This window comes from Candidatus Megaera polyxenophila, from assembly GCF_029982035.1.
Taxonomy (GTDB): domain Bacteria; phylum Pseudomonadota; class Alphaproteobacteria; order Rickettsiales; family Rickettsiaceae; genus Megaera; species Megaera polyxenophila.
This window is the reverse complement of sequence record NZ_CP104166.1, coordinates 1,386,237-1,404,455: the sequence shown is the minus strand read 5'-3', so window position 1 is coordinate 1,404,455 and position 18,219 is coordinate 1,386,237. Positions and strand designations below refer to the sequence as shown.

General features: G+C 34.9%; 16 protein-coding genes, 1 tRNA gene and 2 pseudogenes. 13 read left to right on the top strand and 6 right to left on the bottom strand.

Going from position 1 to position 18,219, the window contains the following annotated elements; all coding sequences use genetic code 11:
- Nucleotides 1-48 precede the first annotated feature (48 nt).
- A complete protein-coding gene (locus tag N3Z16_RS07540; protein WP_282486022.1) occupies nucleotides 49-255 on the top strand; it encodes a hypothetical protein in 207 nt (68 codons plus the stop codon).
- Between the two features lie 122 nt (nucleotides 256-377).
- Nucleotides 378-1,508, top strand: a complete 1,131-nt coding sequence (locus N3Z16_RS07535) for an IS91 family transposase (RefSeq protein WP_282486021.1) — start codon at nucleotides 378-380, stop codon at nucleotides 1,506-1,508.
- A 269-nt stretch (nucleotides 1,509-1,777) separates the two neighbouring features.
- On the opposite strand, the gene topA is transcribed toward N3Z16_RS07535, so the two are convergent.
- The 3 genes from topA to N3Z16_RS07520 are packed head-to-tail and all read right to left on the bottom strand — an operon-like array spanning nucleotide 1,778 to nucleotide 5,951.
- The gene (topA, locus tag N3Z16_RS07530) at nucleotides 1,778-4,159 is read right to left on the bottom strand and encodes a type I DNA topoisomerase (RefSeq protein WP_282486020.1); all 2,382 of its coding nucleotides are present in this window, start codon (nucleotides 4,157-4,159) and stop codon (nucleotides 1,778-1,780) included.
- 11 nt (nucleotides 4,160-4,170) lie between these two features.
- Nucleotides 4,171-5,322, bottom strand: a complete 1,152-nt coding sequence (gene dprA / locus N3Z16_RS07525) for a DNA-processing protein DprA (RefSeq protein ID WP_282486019.1) — start codon at nucleotides 5,320-5,322, stop codon at nucleotides 4,171-4,173.
- 26 nt (nucleotides 5,323-5,348) lie between these two features.
- On the bottom strand, nucleotides 5,349-5,951 hold the full coding sequence (locus N3Z16_RS07520; protein WP_223939537.1) for a peroxiredoxin: 603 nt from the start codon (nucleotides 5,949-5,951) through the stop codon (nucleotides 5,349-5,351).
- A gap of 185 nt (nucleotides 5,952-6,136) precedes the next feature.
- Here N3Z16_RS07520 and N3Z16_RS07515 point away from each other — a divergent pair, with 185 nt between their 5' ends.
- From N3Z16_RS07515 to N3Z16_RS07480, 8 genes and pseudogenes are all read left to right on the top strand, one after another.
- Nucleotides 6,137-7,126 (top strand): phage portal protein, encoded by a 990-nt coding sequence (locus N3Z16_RS07515; protein ID WP_282486018.1) that lies wholly within the window; start codon nucleotides 6,137-6,139, stop codon nucleotides 7,124-7,126.
- A gap of 121 nt (nucleotides 7,127-7,247) precedes the next feature.
- The gene (locus N3Z16_RS07510; protein ID WP_282485543.1) at nucleotides 7,248-7,502 is read left to right on the top strand and encodes a hypothetical protein; all 255 of its coding nucleotides are present in this window, start codon (nucleotides 7,248-7,250) and stop codon (nucleotides 7,500-7,502) included.
- A 73-nt stretch (nucleotides 7,503-7,575) separates the two neighbouring features.
- A pseudogene (locus N3Z16_RS07505) lies at nucleotides 7,576-8,705 on the top strand (IS91 family transposase).
- A 196-nt stretch (nucleotides 8,706-8,901) separates the two neighbouring features.
- Nucleotides 8,902-9,111 (top strand): annotated as a pseudogene (locus N3Z16_RS07500) (phage portal protein); the annotation flags it as partial.
- A 40-nt stretch (nucleotides 9,112-9,151) separates the two neighbouring features.
- Complete coding sequence (locus N3Z16_RS07495) at nucleotides 9,152-9,424, top strand: hypothetical protein (protein WP_282486017.1); 273 nt, start codon at nucleotides 9,152-9,154, stop codon at nucleotides 9,422-9,424.
- A gap of 13 nt (nucleotides 9,425-9,437) precedes the next feature.
- Entirely contained in the window at nucleotides 9,438-9,596 is a 159-nt protein-coding gene (locus tag N3Z16_RS07490) for a hypothetical protein (RefSeq protein WP_282486016.1), read from the top strand.
- A gap of 147 nt (nucleotides 9,597-9,743) precedes the next feature.
- Nucleotides 9,744-10,838, top strand: coding sequence for a phage terminase large subunit (gene terL, locus N3Z16_RS07485; protein WP_341850331.1), 1,095 nt, complete (start codon nucleotides 9,744-9,746; stop codon nucleotides 10,836-10,838).
- A gap of 109 nt (nucleotides 10,839-10,947) precedes the next feature.
- Nucleotides 10,948-11,022 (top strand) — tRNA-Thr (locus N3Z16_RS07480).
- A 46-nt stretch (nucleotides 11,023-11,068) separates the two neighbouring features.
- Here N3Z16_RS07480 and N3Z16_RS07475 read toward each other — a convergent pair.
- Nucleotides 11,069-12,520 carry a trypsin-like peptidase domain-containing protein gene (locus N3Z16_RS07475; protein ID WP_282486014.1) on the bottom strand — a complete coding sequence of 484 codons (1,452 nt, stop codon included), beginning with the start codon at nucleotides 12,518-12,520 and terminating at the stop codon, nucleotides 11,069-11,071.
- 124 nt (nucleotides 12,521-12,644) lie between these two features.
- Between N3Z16_RS07475 and dnaK the strand changes: the two genes are divergently transcribed.
- The 3 genes from dnaK to N3Z16_RS07460 all read left to right on the top strand — a co-directional run bounded on the left by dnaK (nucleotide 12,645) and on the right by N3Z16_RS07460 (nucleotide 16,289).
- Nucleotides 12,645-14,552 (top strand): molecular chaperone DnaK, encoded by a 1,908-nt coding sequence (dnaK, locus tag N3Z16_RS07470; RefSeq protein ID WP_223939541.1) that lies wholly within the window; start codon nucleotides 12,645-12,647, stop codon nucleotides 14,550-14,552.
- A 129-nt stretch (nucleotides 14,553-14,681) separates the two neighbouring features.
- Complete coding sequence (dnaJ, locus tag N3Z16_RS07465; protein ID WP_282486012.1) at nucleotides 14,682-15,824, top strand: molecular chaperone DnaJ; 1,143 nt, start codon at nucleotides 14,682-14,684, stop codon at nucleotides 15,822-15,824.
- 18 nt (nucleotides 15,825-15,842) lie between these two features.
- Nucleotides 15,843-16,289, top strand: a complete 447-nt coding sequence (locus tag N3Z16_RS07460) for a hypothetical protein (protein WP_282486011.1) — start codon at nucleotides 15,843-15,845, stop codon at nucleotides 16,287-16,289.
- A 42-nt stretch (nucleotides 16,290-16,331) separates the two neighbouring features.
- On the opposite strand, the gene N3Z16_RS07455 is transcribed toward N3Z16_RS07460, so the two are convergent.
- Entirely contained in the window at nucleotides 16,332-17,003 is a 672-nt protein-coding gene (locus N3Z16_RS07455) for a lysophospholipid acyltransferase family protein (RefSeq protein ID WP_282486010.1), read from the bottom strand.
- Nucleotides 17,000-18,205 (bottom strand): pyridoxal phosphate-dependent aminotransferase, encoded by a 1,206-nt coding sequence (locus tag N3Z16_RS07450; protein WP_282486008.1) that lies wholly within the window; start codon nucleotides 18,203-18,205, stop codon nucleotides 17,000-17,002. Before N3Z16_RS07450 ends, N3Z16_RS07455 begins: the two co-directional genes overlap by 4 nt.
- Between the last annotated feature and the right edge of the window lie 14 nt (nucleotides 18,206-18,219).

Sequence of the window (18,219 nt, the reverse complement as noted above, 5' to 3'; positions counted from 1 at the left end):
TATAAAGACTGAATGTTAGACATACATAAGATAATATATAATTGAGTTATGAGTAACTTGCACTCTGAGCAGCATTTGGTCAATGAATTAGCGGTAAAAACTCTTAAGGCCATTTCTAAAGAGCAAGCAATTCCTTACAGCAGGATCAAAAAGATTTTTTCCGAAGGAGATAAGGAAATAGCCAAGGCTTTCTGGATAATGTTGCGAAAAATATCTCCCAATCATAAGTATAATTCCTGTTTACTATTGCCCTGATTGTAAAGAATTTGATTTAGAACGCAAAGGAAGAAAGATTCCTTGGTAAGAAAACATTAACTATAAGTAATTTATGGAAATAGTCGGTAAAGGAATATCTATAAAACATATTTTTCTAGACCGTGGTAATTGGTCTCGATTTCGCTAAAAAATACGGCAAGCTAAGATACGGCATTATTTTCAACGTCACTAAAGTTATATCGTGTGGAACGAAATATTTAGGATTTAAACGTTATAGCTGCCGTGATTGTAACCGCAATAAATCGTTAGCATTCAGCTGTAAAGGTAGGTTTTGTTCTCGTTGTGGTAAGAAACAAACGGATCAATGGGTGAGTAAGGCTAGCAATGTTCTACCAAAAACACGATGGCAGCACATTACATTTACAATGCCGGACTCTTTATGGCCGATATTTTGGCTCAATCGTGATCTGTTTGGATTGATTTCCAGTATTGCAGCAGGAATTATTAAGGAGATAGCTACAAAGAAAAATCTTGTGGTTGGTATATTTACTGCCTTACACACTTTCGGTAGAGATTTAAAACGTAATGTTCATATCCATTTATCGGTTACTTGCGGCGGTATAAATAGCAAAGGCAAGTGGCAAAAATTATTTTTTCCTGCCGAACCTATTAAAAAAATGTGGAGACATAGAGTCCTTGAGTTATTTCGCTTTCAATATATCTCAAGTAATTTGAAGTTGCCGTCCGCATATCAAAATGCTGAGAATTTTAATAACTGGATGAGTAGTTTATACGAAATCAGTTGGTATGTTTATTTACAAAAACCATCGGATGATCATAAACGCAACATAGAATATTTAGGGCGGTATATAAAACGACCCCCTATTTCCGAGACAAGAATAGAAAATTACGACGGAAAGCAGGTAACGTTTAAATTTCTTGATCACTATAATAATACAATTGATCGCATAACTATGCCCGTGATGCAGTTCATAGCTAGTCTGATTATGCATATACCAGATCGTTATTTTCGAATGATTAGGTATTACGGTTTTTTATCTAATAGAACTAGGGGTGTACAATTACCTATCGTATATAAGGCAATTAATCAAATCGTTCATAAGAAAACCAAGCTCATTAGTTGGAGATTAATGATTTGGTTGAATTTTAAAATAGATCCTCTGTTTTGCTATAATTGCAATAAATGTATGAATCTGCGGCAAGTTTATTACGGTTTATCTCCGCCATTGTTATTAATAAGAATCAATGAATTATTATCAACGCCTAGATAACATCATTATGGCGAACACTTCTTTCACGTCTTGGCCACATAATTTGTAAAACTGAACCTATTTTTAGATGGATTCTGGCAGAGATTTTTGTAAAAGTGTTGATAATTTCTAATATTGTGGCTTGTAACTACATATTTATTAAATGAATTTTCAAAGTTTTGATTAACAATTTTTCTGGTTACAAATTTTGAAATTCCTATACTACAAGATAAGCAAGCATTATTGCTTAAAATAGGTTTGTCCCTTGAAATGCTTTAAGGCAAACCTTTTTAGCTATTATTTTTTCTTTTCGACTTATTTTTGGTAGCTGGATCGGCTTTTTGATTTTTTTGCTCAATTAACGACCTTGCCTGGTTGATATCAATATTGAAAGGGTCGATATTTTTAGGTATAGAGATAAACTTATTTTGATATTTTAAGTATGGCCCAAAACGGCCTATACCCATTAAAATTTCTTCCCCGGCAGGTAAATGAGGAGCAATCGAGATAGGTAAATTAAGCAATTTTAGCGCAGTTTCTAAAGTCAAACTATCTGGGTTTATACTTGGTGGCAGAGCAGATCTTTTTGGCTTATCTTTAGGCGAAGCTGCTTCTCCAAGCTGCACGTACCATCCGTATGGACCTTTCCGAAGCGTTACTATATTACCATCCTTATCAGCTCCTAATTGCTTATTATTGGTGGACTCAGTTACCAGAACGTCTTCAGGAGAAGTTTTATCCATACCCTTTGAAATCTGTTTTTTATACTGGCAAGTAGGGTAATTATTACAGGCCAAAAATGCGCCAAATTTACCAAGTTTCAAATTGAGTAAACCATCGAGGCATGATGGGCATTTTTTATTTTTTTCGATAATTTCTTTATTCCCATGTTTATCTCCAAATAAATGGTATTCAAGGGCTTTCTCAACATATTCTATTACTTCACCAATTTTGCGATCACTAACTTTGCCAACATTATCATTAAATCCTTTCCAAAACTCAGAAAGTAAGGATTGCCAACCAATTCTACCTTCGGCGATTTTATCAAGGTCTGTTTCTAGCTCAGCAGTAAAATCATATTGTACATATTTCTCAAAAAAACCCACTAAAAATGCCGTTACCAATCTTCCAAGTTCACTTGGGGTAAACCTCTTTTTATCCATAGTAACATACTGCCTGTCTTGCAATACGGAAATTATTGTTGCATAAGTAGAAGGTCTGCCAATACCGAGTTCTTCTAGTTTTTTTACTAAAGTAGCTTCGGAATACCTTGGGGGGGCTTCCGTAAAATGTTGTTCTGGATTAATTTTTTTAGTAACAATATCCTCTCCTTCAGTTAAAGGAGGCAAGGTTTTAGAGCTTTCCTCCTTGTTGTCATCCACCCCTTCCTGATAGATTTTATAGAAACCATCAAAAGCAATTGTTGAACCGGTAGCTCTTGCCATAAAACTTTTATCGTCAGAAACAAGATCAACCCCCACCATATCTATCACTACTGCTTCCATTTGGCATGCTGCAGTTCTTTTCCAAATTAAATCATAAAGTTTTAATTGATCAGCATCTAAATTTTTAGCTAATTTTTCAGGTAATAGATTTATATCTGTAGGTCTGATTGCTTCATGAGCCTCTTGAGCATTTTTAGATTTAGATTTATAAATAATTGGTTTGGCTGGCAAGTACTTAGCTCCGTACTTTTCCCCAATAAGTTTCCTTATACTATCTACCGAATCAGTAGCGAGCGTGATACCATCTGTTCTCATATAAGTAATTAGCCCTAGAGTTTCGCCCCCAATATCGATTCCTTCGTATAATTTCTGTGCTACTTGCATTGTTTTTTTAGCACTAAATCCAAGTTTTCTTGAAGCTTCTTGCTGCAAAGAAGATGTAATAAAAGGAGCAGATGGATTCCTCTTTTGTTGTTTTTTTTCAACTTCTAGAACTTGAAATTTACGGGAACTCAATTTCTCAACTATTTCATCTGCTTGCACCTGATTAGTAATAGAGAATTTTTCCAGTTTATTGCCATTTACATGGGTTAACCGTGCGGCAAAAAGATCCCCCTTGCTTCCAACCATATCAAGTTTAATATCCCAAAATTCTTTGGAGATAAAACGCTCAATTTCATCCTCTCTTTCGCAAATTAATCGTAGGGCAACTGATTGGACACGCCCTGCTGACCTACACCCAGGTAATTTACGCCACAAAATCGGCGACAAGGTAAAACCAACTAGGTAATCTAAGGCTCTTCTTGCTTGTTGGGCATTAACTAAATTGCCATCAACGGCTCTTGGATGAGCAATTGAATTAAGAACAGCTTTTTTAGTAATTTCATTAAAAGCAATACGCTTAAATTTATTATCATCCTCAATCACTTTCTTAGATTTTAACACTTCCATTACATGCCAAGAAATAGATTCACCTTCACGATCAGGATCGGTTGCCAGATAAATTTCACTAGCATTTTTTGCCGATTTTATAATTTCATTAACATATTTAGAGGATTTATCTGAAATCTCGTATTTCATAGCAAAATCTTTTTCCGGTAATACAGATCCATTTTTGGAAGGCAAATCTCTGATATGACCAAAAGAGGCTATAACTTTATAGTCGTTACCTAAATATTTATTGATAGTTTTTGCTTTCGCAGGAGATTCAACAATTACTAGTTTCATTTAAACCTAAATTAATATATTAATGAAATTTTATTACCGGCAGTTCTTGTAATTTTTCCGGCAAGTTCGAGTTCTAGAAATATTGTGTACAATATCGGTAGCTCTAGTTGCAACTGCTCCGCTACTACTTCAAAAGTTACTTCAGACGCTGAAAGTAATTCTACTACTGCAGTACGATTTCTGTCAGTCACTTGAATATTACCTTTATTTCCCATATAAAGACCTATATTATTAAAACAACTTGCTTTCTCTTCAAGCTCTTTTTGAAATCTATCTTTAGATACTACGTTTGTCACGATATCATCAACAGATTCAAGCAGATATGCACCATTTTTTATTAACTGATTACTGCCTATGCATCTTGGATCCAGCGGAAACCCCGGAACGGCAAAAACATCCCTATTTTGTTCGAGAGCAAAATTTGCGGTGATTAATGATCCGGATTTGATACCAGCTTCAATTACTATCGTTGCCAGAGCAAGTCCTGATATAATCCTATTACGTTGAGGAAAATGCTGACTAAGCGGTTTAGATCCTATAGGCAACTCTGCTAAAATCAAACCATTTTTTGCTATTTCTTCATACAAAGTTTTATTTTCCGGCGGATATATGTGATCTATGCCGCCAGCTATTACTGCAATCGTATAGTCTAAACTACTGGAATGAACGGATGAATCGATACCCCTTGCAAGTCCCGAAACCGTTATGTAACCAGCTTTTACTAGATCTTTAGATAATTTTGCTGCAAAAGCTTTACCATTAACTGAACTATTCCTAGCTCCTACTATAGCAATAATTTTCTCATGATTTAACAATGAGATATTTCCTTTATAAGATAAAACAGGAGGAAAATCAGGAGTTTGCAATAATAATTCAGAGTAATTCGGGTCTTTATAAGTTATTAAGTAGCTATTATTTTTTTCTAGTTCTCTAAGTTCTTTCAAAGCAGAATCTTTAGAATAAAGCTTAATTGGCTTCGACCTTCCTCCTTTAACTGAAAAATCCTGTACATTTTCTAGGGCACAAGATGCAGAACCAAAAAACTTTACCAGGTTAAAAAAAGTCTTCGGGCCAACATTTTCACTTCTGATAAGCCTTAATATATCGATAGTTTCATCAGAATAGGCAGGAGCTTTATTATTTACAAAAAGATTTTCTAGCATGTGTTAAAACCCCTACAAGTACTCCTTTATAACCCTTCAGCGTGCGAGGTTAAGTAGTCAGAAACCCCTTGTTTTGTAGCACTCATCCCTTGATCACCTTTTTTCCATCCTGCCGGACAAACTTCGCCATGGGCATTATGATAGTCTAAAGCATCAACCATTCTTAGTGTTTCATCAACATTTCTACCGAGAGGTAAATCATTTACAAGATAATGCCTTACTTTAAAATCATCATCTATTAAAAATGTACCTCTAAACGATATACTTTCGTCACTAAGTACGTTATAAGCTTTAGAAATTTCTTTGCTCAAATCTGACACTAGCGGAAATTGAACATTTCCTATTCCGCCTTTATTTACCGACATTGATTTCCAAGCATGGTGTGAAAAATGGGAGTCAACACTTACAGCTACTACCTTAGTGTTTCTTGAGTTAAATTCTCCTAACCTATTATTAAAAGCAATAATTTCCGAAGGGCAAACAAAAGTAAAATCCAGTGGGTAGAAAAACAAAATGCCTTTATAGCCTTTTAAATAAGTTTTTAAATTAAAATTGTTATCTATTGAATCGTCAGGCATCACTGCTTTTGCTGTAAAATCAGGCGCCAATTTACCTATATATACTGTCATTTTAGCTCTCCTTATAAATTTATAAACTTAACAACCAGATAATATAGATAATATTTATTTAAATCAACTTAAAGAAGGCTTGCCCAAATATACAAATTTTAATCCAAATAATATTAATTTTAACTATTAGTGGAAAGAGATTAATAAAGTATAAATAGCTTACCGAAAAATAAAAAAATAGATTTATGCTAAAAGATTATATAAAAAAATTACGTACTTACCGACAAAAAAAAACTGTCAACATACTCGATATTCCGGAGGCTATTTTCCCTTCAGAAGAAACTGTTGGGTCTGAGCAATATTTCGATAATGTTATCGTCCACAGATGTGTAAGCCTGATAGCCTCTTCTGCAAGCCACGTACCTTGGTTAGTGTATAAAAAACAAGGGAGTAAAAAGGTTTTTACCGACAACCATATTGCTGCCAAGCTACTTAAAAAACCTAACCCAGAAACTTCAGGAGCAGATTTCTTTACTGAAGCAATTTCTAGTTTATTGCTCTATGGCAATAGCTATGTTTTTTTAGCTGGTTATGATGGCTCGTCTGCTTCAGGAATATATAATTTACACCCTCAAGCAGTTGAAATAGTTACCGAAAGCAATAGACCTACCGCATATAAACATAAAAGCTTTGGAGGATCAAAACTTTATCCTATCGATAGGATAAGCAGAGTAAGCCGTATTCTACATTTTAAAAATTATCATCCTTCTAATCATTTATACGGTTTATCATCTCTAGCTGCGGCAGCTAAATCCATAAATTTATACTCAAAAACTTTGGATTGGAATAAAGCCCTTCTTAAAAATGCCGTAAAACCTAGCGGTGCGTTGGTTTTTCAAGACGGTAACGGTTACTTAACTGACGAACAATTTGAAAGGTTACAGCAACAATTTTATGATAATTTCAGCGGTTCATCTAATTCAGGAAAACCACTGGTTCTGGAGGGAGGTTTAAAATGGCAAGAAACTAATAATGCAGAAAAATTTGAGAAGTTCCTTGAACTAAAAGATTCAAGTGCAAGAGACATAGCAATAGCCTTTAATATTCCACCGCAACTTCTTGGTATTAACGGTGATAATACTTATAGCAACATGCAGGAAGCAAGACTTGCCCTATGGGAGGAGAATATCATTCCATTACTGGACAAGATAAGCCACCTATCGGTGGCAGCTTAAAAGAAGATACCCTTGACCGATAAATATTTATGGAGGATTATAATACTGGTATTTGATTTGTTTTAACTTGAGTTATAAAGACTGAATGTTAGACATACATAAGATAATATATAATTGAGTTATGAGTAACTTGCACTCTGAGCAGCATTTGGTCAATGAATTAGCGGTAAAAACTCTTAAGGCCATTTCTAAAGAGCAAGCAATTCCTTACAGCAGGATCAAAAAGATTTTTTCCGAAGGAGATAAGGAAATAGCCAAGGCTTTCTGGATAATGTTGCGAAAAATATCTCCCAATCATAAGTATAATTCTGTTTACTATTGCCCTGATTGTAAAGAATTTGATTTAGAACGCAAAGGAAGAAAGATTCCTTGGTAAGAAAACATTAACTATAAGTAATTTATGGAAATAGTCGGTAAAGGAATATCTATAAAACATATTTTTCTAGACCGTGGTAATTGGTCTCGATTTCGCTAAAAAATACGGCAAGCTAAGATACGGCATTATTTTCAACGTCACTAAAGTTATATCGTGTGGAACGAAATATTTAGGATTTAAACGTTATAGCTGCCGTGATTGTAACCGCAATAAATCGGTAGCATTCAGCTGTAAAGGTAGGTTTTGTTCTCGTTGTGGTAAGAAACAAACGGATCAATGGGTGAGTAAGGCTAGCAATGTTCTACCAAAAACACGATGGCAGCACATTACATTTACAATGCCGGACTCTTTATGGCCGATATTTTGGCTCAATCGTGATCTGTTTGGATTGATTTCCGGTATTGCAGCAGGAATTATTAAGGAGATAGCTACAAAGAAAAATCTTGTGGTTGGTATATTTACTGCCTTACACACTTTCGGTAGAGATTTAAAACGCAATGTTCATATCCATTTATCGGTTACTTGCGGCGGTATAAATAGCAAAGGCAAGTGGCAAAAATTATTTTTTCCTGCCGAACCTATTAAAAAAATGTGGAGACATAGAGTCCTTGAGTTATTTCGCTTTCAATATATCTCAAGTAATTTGAAGTTGCCGTCCGCATATCAAAATGCTGAGAATTTTAATAACTGGATGAGTAGTTTATACGAAATCAGTTGGTATGTTTATTTACAAAAACCATCGGATGATCATAAACGCAACATAGAATATTTAGGGCGGTATATAAAACGCCCCCTATTTCCGAGACAAGAATAGAAAATTACGACGGAAAGCAGGTAACGTTTAAATTTCTTGATCACTATAATAATACAATTGATCGCATAACTATGCCCGTGATGCAGTTCATAGCTAGTCTGATTATGCATATACCAGATCGTTATTTTCGAATGATTAGGTATTACGGTTTTTTATCTAATAGAACTAGGGGCGTACAATTACCTATCGTATATAAGGCAATTAATCAAATCGTTCATAAGAAAACTAAGCTCATTAGTTGGAGATTAATGATTTGGTTGAATTTTAAAATAGATCCTCTGTTTTGCTATAATTGCAATAAATGTATGAATCTGCGGCAAGTTTATTACGGTTTATCTCCGCCATTGTTATTAATAAGAACCAATGAATTATTATCAACGCCTAGATAACATCATTATGGCGAACACTTCTTTCACGTCTTGGCCACATAATTTGTAAAACTGAACCTATTTTTAGATAGATTCTGGCAGAGATTTTTGTAAAAGTGTTGATAATTTCTAATATTGTGGCTGGTAACTACATATTTATTAAACGAATTTTTAAAAAGCTGATTGATGATTTTTCTGGTTGCAAATTTTGAATTTCCTATACTATAAAATAGCTGATGGACTAAGTAATTGGTTATCTTACTGGCTAAAAGAGGATTTATTAATTGATTTTGATCGTGATTCAATATCAGCCCTCACAGAACGGAGAGAAAATCTTTGGTCTAAAATAACTGCTGCCTCTTTTATGACTTTGAATGAAAAACGAGCATTTGTAGGACTAGAGGCCATAAAAGGAGGAGACAAAATTTTTGGTAATAACTTAGAAAAGCAAGCAGAAAAAGACACCTATGAAAAATACAGTCAATAAATTATACGGCTTTATAGCAAAGCTTGTTTCATTACTAGAAGATGAACTCAATGAAATAAGCTCACATAAATCAAAAAACGCATTAAATATTAAAAAGAATATTACCGACACGCTAAATAAGCTAGTTGCGCTGATCATCCAATTAAACAAGCTAAGTAAGGAAGAAATAGACGAGGATTGTATAATTAATAAAGAGGACCAGGACATTATAAAGCGCTTCGTTGAAAAGTATAATCTCCAGAACAAAACATAAGGAATAAAAAACAGTGGAAGATACCGAAGAATTTCTTGAAATAATTTTGCGTCAGGATTTTTCAAGCTTTATCGGCAAAGTTTTTAGCACGATAAATCCAGGAGCTAAATATCACGCTAATTGGCATATAGACTTACTAGCAGAATATTTAGAGGGGGTGCGTCTTGGGTAAATTAAACGCCTTATAATTAATATGCCCCCAAGAGCCTTAAAATCAGTATGCGTAAGCGTTGCCTGGCCCGCTTGGCTTTTGTCTCTCAACCCTGGGACAAGAATAATGGTTGCTAGTTATTCTTCGATTTTAAGTATTAAGCATTCAATGGATACAAGGTTAGTGGTATCTTCCAGCTGGTATAAAAAACTTTTCCCTAAAACTAAATTGTCAAAAAGCCATAACCAGAAAAGTAAATTTCTGACTACTAAAAACGGCTTTCGTTTTGCTACAAGCGTCGGCGGCTCAGCCACCGGCGAAGGGGGAGATTTCCTGATTATCGACGATCCACACAACCCTACCCAGATCAATTCACTAAAAATGCGCAATAAAGTTATAGAGTGGTTTGAACAGACGTTTATCACTCGCCTTAATGATAAAAAAAACGGAGCAATTGTTCTTGTTATGCAAAGGTTACATCAAGAAGATTTATCCGCTCATTTACAATCTTCAAGAGGGTGGGAAATTCTAAAAATCCCCGCTTTAGCCTCAGAAAATATTAAATATAATTTTGGCAAATTCTATAAAATTTACAAAGAGGGCGAGATTTTAGACAATACCCGTGATACAAGGGAATTTCTTGAAAATTTGGAACGTGAAATCGGCAGCAGAAATTATACCGCTCAGTTTTTACAAGAACCTTTACCTGCTAATTATCATTTACTTTCCCCCCACAATATCCACTATTTTGAAAACCTACCTGACAGGTTCGATTTTTTTGTTCATAGCTGGGATACCGCAATCAAAACATCAGAAACATCTGATTATACAGTTGGAACAGTTTGGGGAATCATCCAAAACAAATATTACCTGGTTCAAATGATTCGGAAAAAACTAATTTATTCAGATTTAAAAAATGAAATCCACAAGCAGATTCATAAGTATAAACCACGATTTGTCTTAATTGAAGACAAGGCAAGCGGGCAATCATTGATTCAAGACCTAAAAATTTCTGGTTTTAATAATATTAAGGCCATAAAGCCTTCTCTTGATAAGATTACAAGATTTGCATCAGTTACCCACCTTTTTGAAAGTGGGATAGTATTATTACCGGCAAAAGCAGCTTTTAGTAGAGTCATAACTTCCGAGATTACTAATTTTCCAAATGGTAAACACGACGATATAGTAGACTCTATAAGCCAGTTTCTAAATTTTATTAAGCAACAGAATGGTAATAATTTGGCACAGATAAGAAGTTTATAAGTAAAAATTGCAGCAAAAAATTAAACAAGAAAAGAAGTTTACTAAAATTCCAAATTTCTCTTGACCTATTAGCTATTATATGTCAATTAATTGACTGCATTACGCAAATGCCGCTATAGCTCAGTGGTGGAGCGCATCATTGGTAATGATGAGGTCGAGAGTCCGATTCTCTCTAGCGGCACCACTAAAACCATTAAGCAGTTATTCTAAAAATTAGATTTGGTAAAGGCCTAAATCTCTTCTGATATCCACTCACTTAAATTATTATCATACTTTAATATCCTTGGTTTAGTATCGATGCTATCGAAAGTAATGTCTTGCATTAACTGTTCCTGGCTCGATATAAAACCACTTTCTTGGTCAAAAAAAGTAAAATATGGTTGGTAATTTTTATAAGTAATATTTATAAACTTTTGTTTTATTACCTCATTCGCAGCTTTAATTAAATCATCTAATGTTTCAACCTTCTGGTTATTTATAGATTCTATTACTAACCTATAAACGCTTTTATAATTTTGAACAAACATTTCGGGAATACTGCTAAAACTACCGCCAGTTTGAACGTTGGCAATTGCCACACTACCGATGGGTACTCCTGACTTGGCCGCTGCATAATCGTCAGCTTCAAAGAATATTGCCCCAGCAAAATCAAACATCTTACGAGTTTTATTTTTTTCTAGATCATATAATTTAACTTCCTTATCCAATTTTTGGCCGTTTCGAAAAATTGTCAGGGTAATATTTTCTGGGGCGTTATTCATTATTTGATCAAGTATAGTAAGGTCACCACCTAATTCTTTATTATTTACTGCCCAAATAATATCTCCTGGCATTATTACATTTTGAGCAGTAGAACCGGCAATAATGGTACGGGCTACAATGACTCTATTGCGGGCATCAGGAAATTTTTTGATGTAATCTTTCATTTCAGAGACTGGAAAATTACGGTGTTTTACCGCTTTATCAAGCGAATACAAAACCGAGATAAGACCTATATGCTTTCTTTGTACTGGTTTATTGTTTTCTAAAGCATTTAATACGTCTGTTACATATGATTTCTTTAAAGCAAGAGCATGGGTTTTACCGCCACCATATAAAATTCCAATTGCTTTACTCTCAGAATTTATAACAGGTGAACCGCTTGCTCCACCGGTGGTATTCATATTTATTACATAAGACCCTTGAGGCATTTGACCATTAATATCAAAAAGATCCGATAAATAACCATTATGGAATGAAAATCCCTGGTCTTCCGTGTTGCCTACAATAAAAACTTCATCACCTAAGCTTGGTTCCTTATTGCTAAATTCTATTTTTTCTACTTGTCCAGGTAGTTCCTGAGGGTTTATTTTCAAAATTGCAAAATCAGCATATTGATCATAATAAGCAACCTTTGCTTCCGCTTGCTGACCGTTATGGAAAGTAATAAAATATGTACCTACTGCAGCCCTCCCAACTACATGATTATTTGTCACGATAAAACCCTTTTCAAGATCAGCAATAAAGCCGGTTCCGGACCAACTGCCGGTATTTTGATAGGCGGAAACAGACACTCGGCTATTAATTGTTACTATTGCTTTTTTTATTTTTTCTATATCTTTAATTTTTACTGTCCCTGAAGCCTCGGCTATAACATTAGTTGAGACCAAAACAATTAGGAAAATTTTTATTATTTTTAACATTTTTTTACCTTATCAATCTTGTAAAAATTTTATCCTGCACTATATCAACAGATATATTTGACTAAACAAAAAAAGCAGATAAGAGCTTTTAAGTCAAACAATTTATATTCAATGGGGAATAACTATGGGAAAAATTATTGGTATCGATCTGGGTACAACAAACTCTTGTGTAGCAGTTATGGAGGGTAAAGAGCCTAAAGTAATAGAAAATGCGGAAGGTTCAAGAACTACTCCTTCCATGGTAGCATTTGCAAACGGAGAAGTATTGGTAGGAGAACCAGCCAAAAGGCAAGCTGTTACGAATGCAGCTAATACTTTATTTGCTATCAAACGTTTAATTGGTCGTAACATGGACGATCCAACTGTAAAAAAAGATCAGGAACTTGTACCTTATAAAATTGTTAAATCTGATAATAACGATGCTTGGGTAGAGGTAGACGGTAAAAAATATTCACCGAGCCAAATTAGTGCTTATATACTGCAAAAAATGAAAGAAACCGCCGAAAATTATCTTGGCGAAGCTGTTACTCAAGCCGTAATTACAGTACCAGCCTATTTCAATGACGCTCAACGGCAAGCGACGAAAGATGCCGGTAAAATTGCCGGACTAGAAGTACTACGCATTATAAATGAACCAACAGCTGCAGCTCTTGCCTATGGATTTGATAAAACAGAAAACAAAACCATAGTTGTTTATGATTTAGGCGGTGGTACTTTTGACGTTTCCATTCTTGAAATTGGCGACGGTGTTTTCGAAGTTAAGGCAACTAATGGTGATACTTTTCTCGGTGGGGAAGATTTCGATATGCGAATTCTTAATTTCCTAGTGGATGAATTCAAAAAAGATAACGGTATTGACTTAAAAAAAGATCCTCTTGCCCTACAAAGACTTAAAGAAGCTGCAGAAAAAGCCAAAAAAGAGCTTTCTTCCACTCAACAAACTGATATCAATCTGCCTTATATTACCGCAGATAGTAGTGGTCCAAAACATATGAACATCAAGCTTACTAGAGCAAAACTTGAGTCATTAGTTGAAGATTTGATTAATTCTACTATGGAACCTTGTAAAAAGGCTTTAAAAGATGCGGGTGTTAAAACCAGTGATATCCAGGAAGTAGTCCTTGTCGGTGGTATGACAAGAATGCCAAAGGTGATCGAAAAAGTAAAAGAATTTTTTAGCCGTGAACCTCATAGGGGGGTAAATCCTGATGAAGTAGTAGCACTCGGAGCAGCAATTCAAGGAGGAGTTCTACAAGGCGACGTTAAAGATGTTTTATTACTTGATGTTACTCCGTTGTCACTTGGAATCGAAACTCTTGGTGGAGTATTTACAAGGCTAATTGATAGGAACACTACTATTCCTACCAAAAAAAGCCAGGTTTTTTCAACTGCAGACGATAATCAACATGCAGTAACGATAAGAGTGTTTCAGGGAGAGCGAGAACTTGCCGTACATAACAAATTACTTGGTCAATTTAACTTAGAAGGTATCCCACCCGCACCAAGAGGCTTGCCTCAAATCGAAGTAACATTTGATATTGACGTTAACGGTATAGTGCATGTGTCCGCTAAGGATAAAGCTAGCGGCAAAGAACAAAAAGTTACTATTCAGGCTTCTGGCGGTCTTAAAGAAGAAGAAATTGAAGCAATGGTTAAAGATGCAGAGCAAAATGCTGCGGAAGACAAAAAACGTAAAGAATCAATAGAAGTAAGGAACAGGGCGGATGCACTTATTTATTCCTCCGAGAAATCGTTAAAAGAACATGGAGATAAAATTTCAAGCGATGATAAAAAATCTATTGAAGATGCAATAGCGGAATTAAAATCAGCACTTGAGGAAGATAATCTTGAAAAAATTAACGAAAAAACAGATGTTTTAGCTGCTGCAAGTATGAAAATAGGCGAAGCCATGTATAAAACAGATGGAAGTGGTGGAATGGGTGAACCAGGCGCTGCTCATAATGAACATAAAGATTCTGGGGAGGAAAAAGTAGTAGACGGTCAATTTAAGGATGTGACCGATAATAAATAACTAATTTACTAAACCACTAGATAAATAATAATAATCGGCTAAAAAAAACATTTTAATTTAATACTAGCCGATTATTATTATAAAAAATTTAACTTAAGCTTTTTACCCTCAAGATATCTGTAAATTATTATGTCGAAAAAAGATTATTATGAAGTTCTGGAAGTACAAAAATCTGCAGACACCGCTGAAATAAAAAAGGCATACTTAAAATTAGCCAAGAAATATCACCCAGATCAAAATGCCAACAATCCTGATGCTGAAAAGAAATTTAAGGAAATTAGCGAAGCGTACGACACTCTAAAAGACGAACAAAAACGCGCAGCTTATGACAGGTTTGGCCATGCAGCCTTTGCTCACGGTAACAGCGCCTCAAGTGGATTTGGCGGCGGTAGAACAGCAGGCTTTAATACCCATGATATCAACGACATTTTTGGTGATTTTTTTGGTGACTTTATGGGAGGAAGCACAAGAAGAACCAGAACATCGACAAGTATTAAAGGTTCTGACTTAAAGTATGAACTTACTATTAGTCTTGAAGAAGCGTTTAGAGGAACTGATAAAAACATTAATTTTAGAACAGAAGTAAAATGCAGCCCATGTAATGGCAAGGGTTCACAGGATGCAAGTGCAACTGCTAATTGTAGTCAGTGCGGAGGAGCCGGTGTAGTTAGGATGCAGCAAGGTTTTTTTGCAATAGAACAAACCTGTAGTAAATGTGGAGGAGCTGGGCAGGTTATTAAGAATCCTTGCTCTACGTGTCATGGTAATGGCAGAATTTCAAAACAAAAAAGCTTAATTATTAACGTCCCTTCTGGAATAGAAGACAATACACGAATTCGTATTGCTTCCGAAGGTGAAGCGGGAATTAGAGGCGGGGCGAATGGGGATTTATATGTTTTTGTTTCCATAAAACCTCACGATATATATAAAGTCGAAAATTCCAATCTTCATTTCAAGCTACCAATAAGTTTTACAAAAGCAGTTCTTGGAGGGGAAATTGAAGTACCAACAATTGACGGCTTAAAAGTAAAGTTAACAATTCCAGCCGGATCGGAAACAGGGGATCAATTACGTATAAAAGGCCAGGGTATGTCAAAAGTTCGCACTAGCTTAAGGGGTGATCTTTATGCGCATATTTACATCCAAATTCCTAAGCATTTGACAAAAAAGCAAAAAGACTTACTCGAGGAGTTAGATAAAGAACTAGGCCATATTAACCAAAACTATTCAGAAAGCGGTTTTTTCTCTAAAATGAAAAATTTATGGTCATAAAAATGAAATAGGTAAGTTATGATAAAAAAGCTATTAATTAATTTTGCAGTTATTTTCTATGTTATTCTAAGTGTAAATATTACAGCCTTATCATCGGCTACCGAAACACAAAATGATAGTAAATCAGATAAAGGTTCTATTTTACTTCGTGAGTTATTACTTGCGCACAGAATGCTTGCAAATAGCAAACAGTCTGATCCTGATAATTCAAAAATAGCCAAATCAATAGTATTAATAGGCCAAAAGAAATATGAAATAGTATCCTTTGAGTTTAAAAATACACTAAATACCCCATCAGAAGAAACTTTCGAAGAATACGCTAAAATAAATAATTTATTTTATATGAGAAGCACCATAACTAAGTCACCGGAAGAAGAAAATACTAACTTAGAAGTTTTTGACTCTAATGGAGCAAATTTACAAGACGAAGTATCTTTTTATATATCATTGCGCCTTGCAGAATGAAAATAGCTCTTCTTACCGACCTCGATAATTAAAATATATTAATTAAGCTGATTTTAATAGATTTTGTGCTTGATCAGTTAAGCTATTTAATGTGTTCTCCAAAAGCATCTTATCCTGCTCCTCATCTCCGCTGAGGATTAAAGGCTGTCCTATAACCACTAATATTTTACTAAAAAATTTTGGTAACATCATTCTATCCCAACTTTTGAGTTCAAAATATTTTGAAGCATGGCATGAAACAGGTATTACTTTTTTGTCATATTTACTAGCAATCTTTGTAATTACGCTATTATTTTTATATACAGGTCCTCTTGGTCCGTCAGGAGTTACCACTATCTTACCACCGTTGGAAATTTGTTTTATAATTTCTTTGACAGCAGCAGCAGAATTTTTATTTGTTGAGCCTTCAATTATTCGGTGTCCCATCATTAAAACCAATTTACCGATAATTTTACCGTCAGAATGCGGGCTTGTTAGACCAAAAGCATTTTTATAATTACCGAAAATATACATGCTATAAGCTAATCTATTATGCCATATTGCAAAAAATAGCCCTTTTTCATTATCAAGCTCGTCTTCGTCAAGATTTTCCGGCATAATAAAACGCCAGCTACTAGTAAAATAAGCAATTTTAAGATATAGAAAAATTGCAGTGGCTACTACATTAAATAGTATTTTACTATTTTTTAGATAATGCTTTATTATTTTCTTCATTGAGTTAATTGGTTTATACACATCTCAATTCTCTGACATGCTTTAACAAGTAATTCTTCACTAGTTGCATAAGAAATGCGGAAATACCCTTCTAGGCCAAATGCAATACCTGGCACTACCGCTACATTTCCATTTTCTAACAAATAAGTTGCTACATCATTATCATTTTTTAGTAACTTCCCGGAAGGCGTCTTTTTCCCAAATAATTTCATACATCTAATGAACAAATAAAAAGCTCCTTCAGGCTTATAACACTCAAGATTTTTGATTCTAGAGAGCAAGCTAAAAACTAAATCCCGTTTTTTTTCAAAACTAAGCGCATTTTTCGGGATATAGTTTTGGATACCGATAAGAGCTTCAATAGCTGCCATCTGGCTTATTGACGATGGATTAGAAGTACTTTGCGACTGGATTAACGCCATAGCTTTTATTATATCCTTATTGCCAGCACCATAGCCTATTCTCCATCCAGTCATTGAATAAGCTTTTGAAACTCCATTAACTATAAATATTCTCTCTTTTAAATCCGGCGCAACTGCTACTAGGTTATAAAATTTAAACCTGTCAAAAGTAATATGCTCATATATGTCATCCGACATTATCTGGACATGAGGGTATTTTCGTAAAATATTAGCAAGTAGTAGCAAGTCCTGCTTTGAATAGGCTGCTCCCGAGGGGTTGCTTGGGGAATTTAAAACAAACCACTTAGTTTTGTCGGTAATTGCTGCATCTAGAGATTCTGGCATTATTTTAAACCCGGTTTCCAGATGAGCCTCAATTATTACTGGTTTGCCCTCGGCAAGTAGTACAATATCAGGGTAAGATACCCAGTAAGGTGCGGGTATTATTACCTCATCTCCTTTGTTAAGGGTAGCCATGAACAAATTATAGATGACTTGTTTTCCACCAGTTCCAATGATTATTTGCTCCGGTAAATATTCAAGGCCATTTTCCCGTTTAAATTTTTTACATACCGCTTTCTTTAACTCAGGCATGCCATCAACATTAGTATACTTTGTTGCACCGGCTTTTATAGCAGCAATAGCAGCAAGTTTGATATTTTCTGGTGTGTCAAAATCCGGCTCGCCAGCACCAAGAGAAATTACATCTACTCCACTCCGTTTTAATTCTGCGGCTTTTGCAGATACGGCTAGCGTCGGAGATGGTTTAATAAAACCTAATCTTGTAGCGATTAATGACATAATTTTGTAACTAA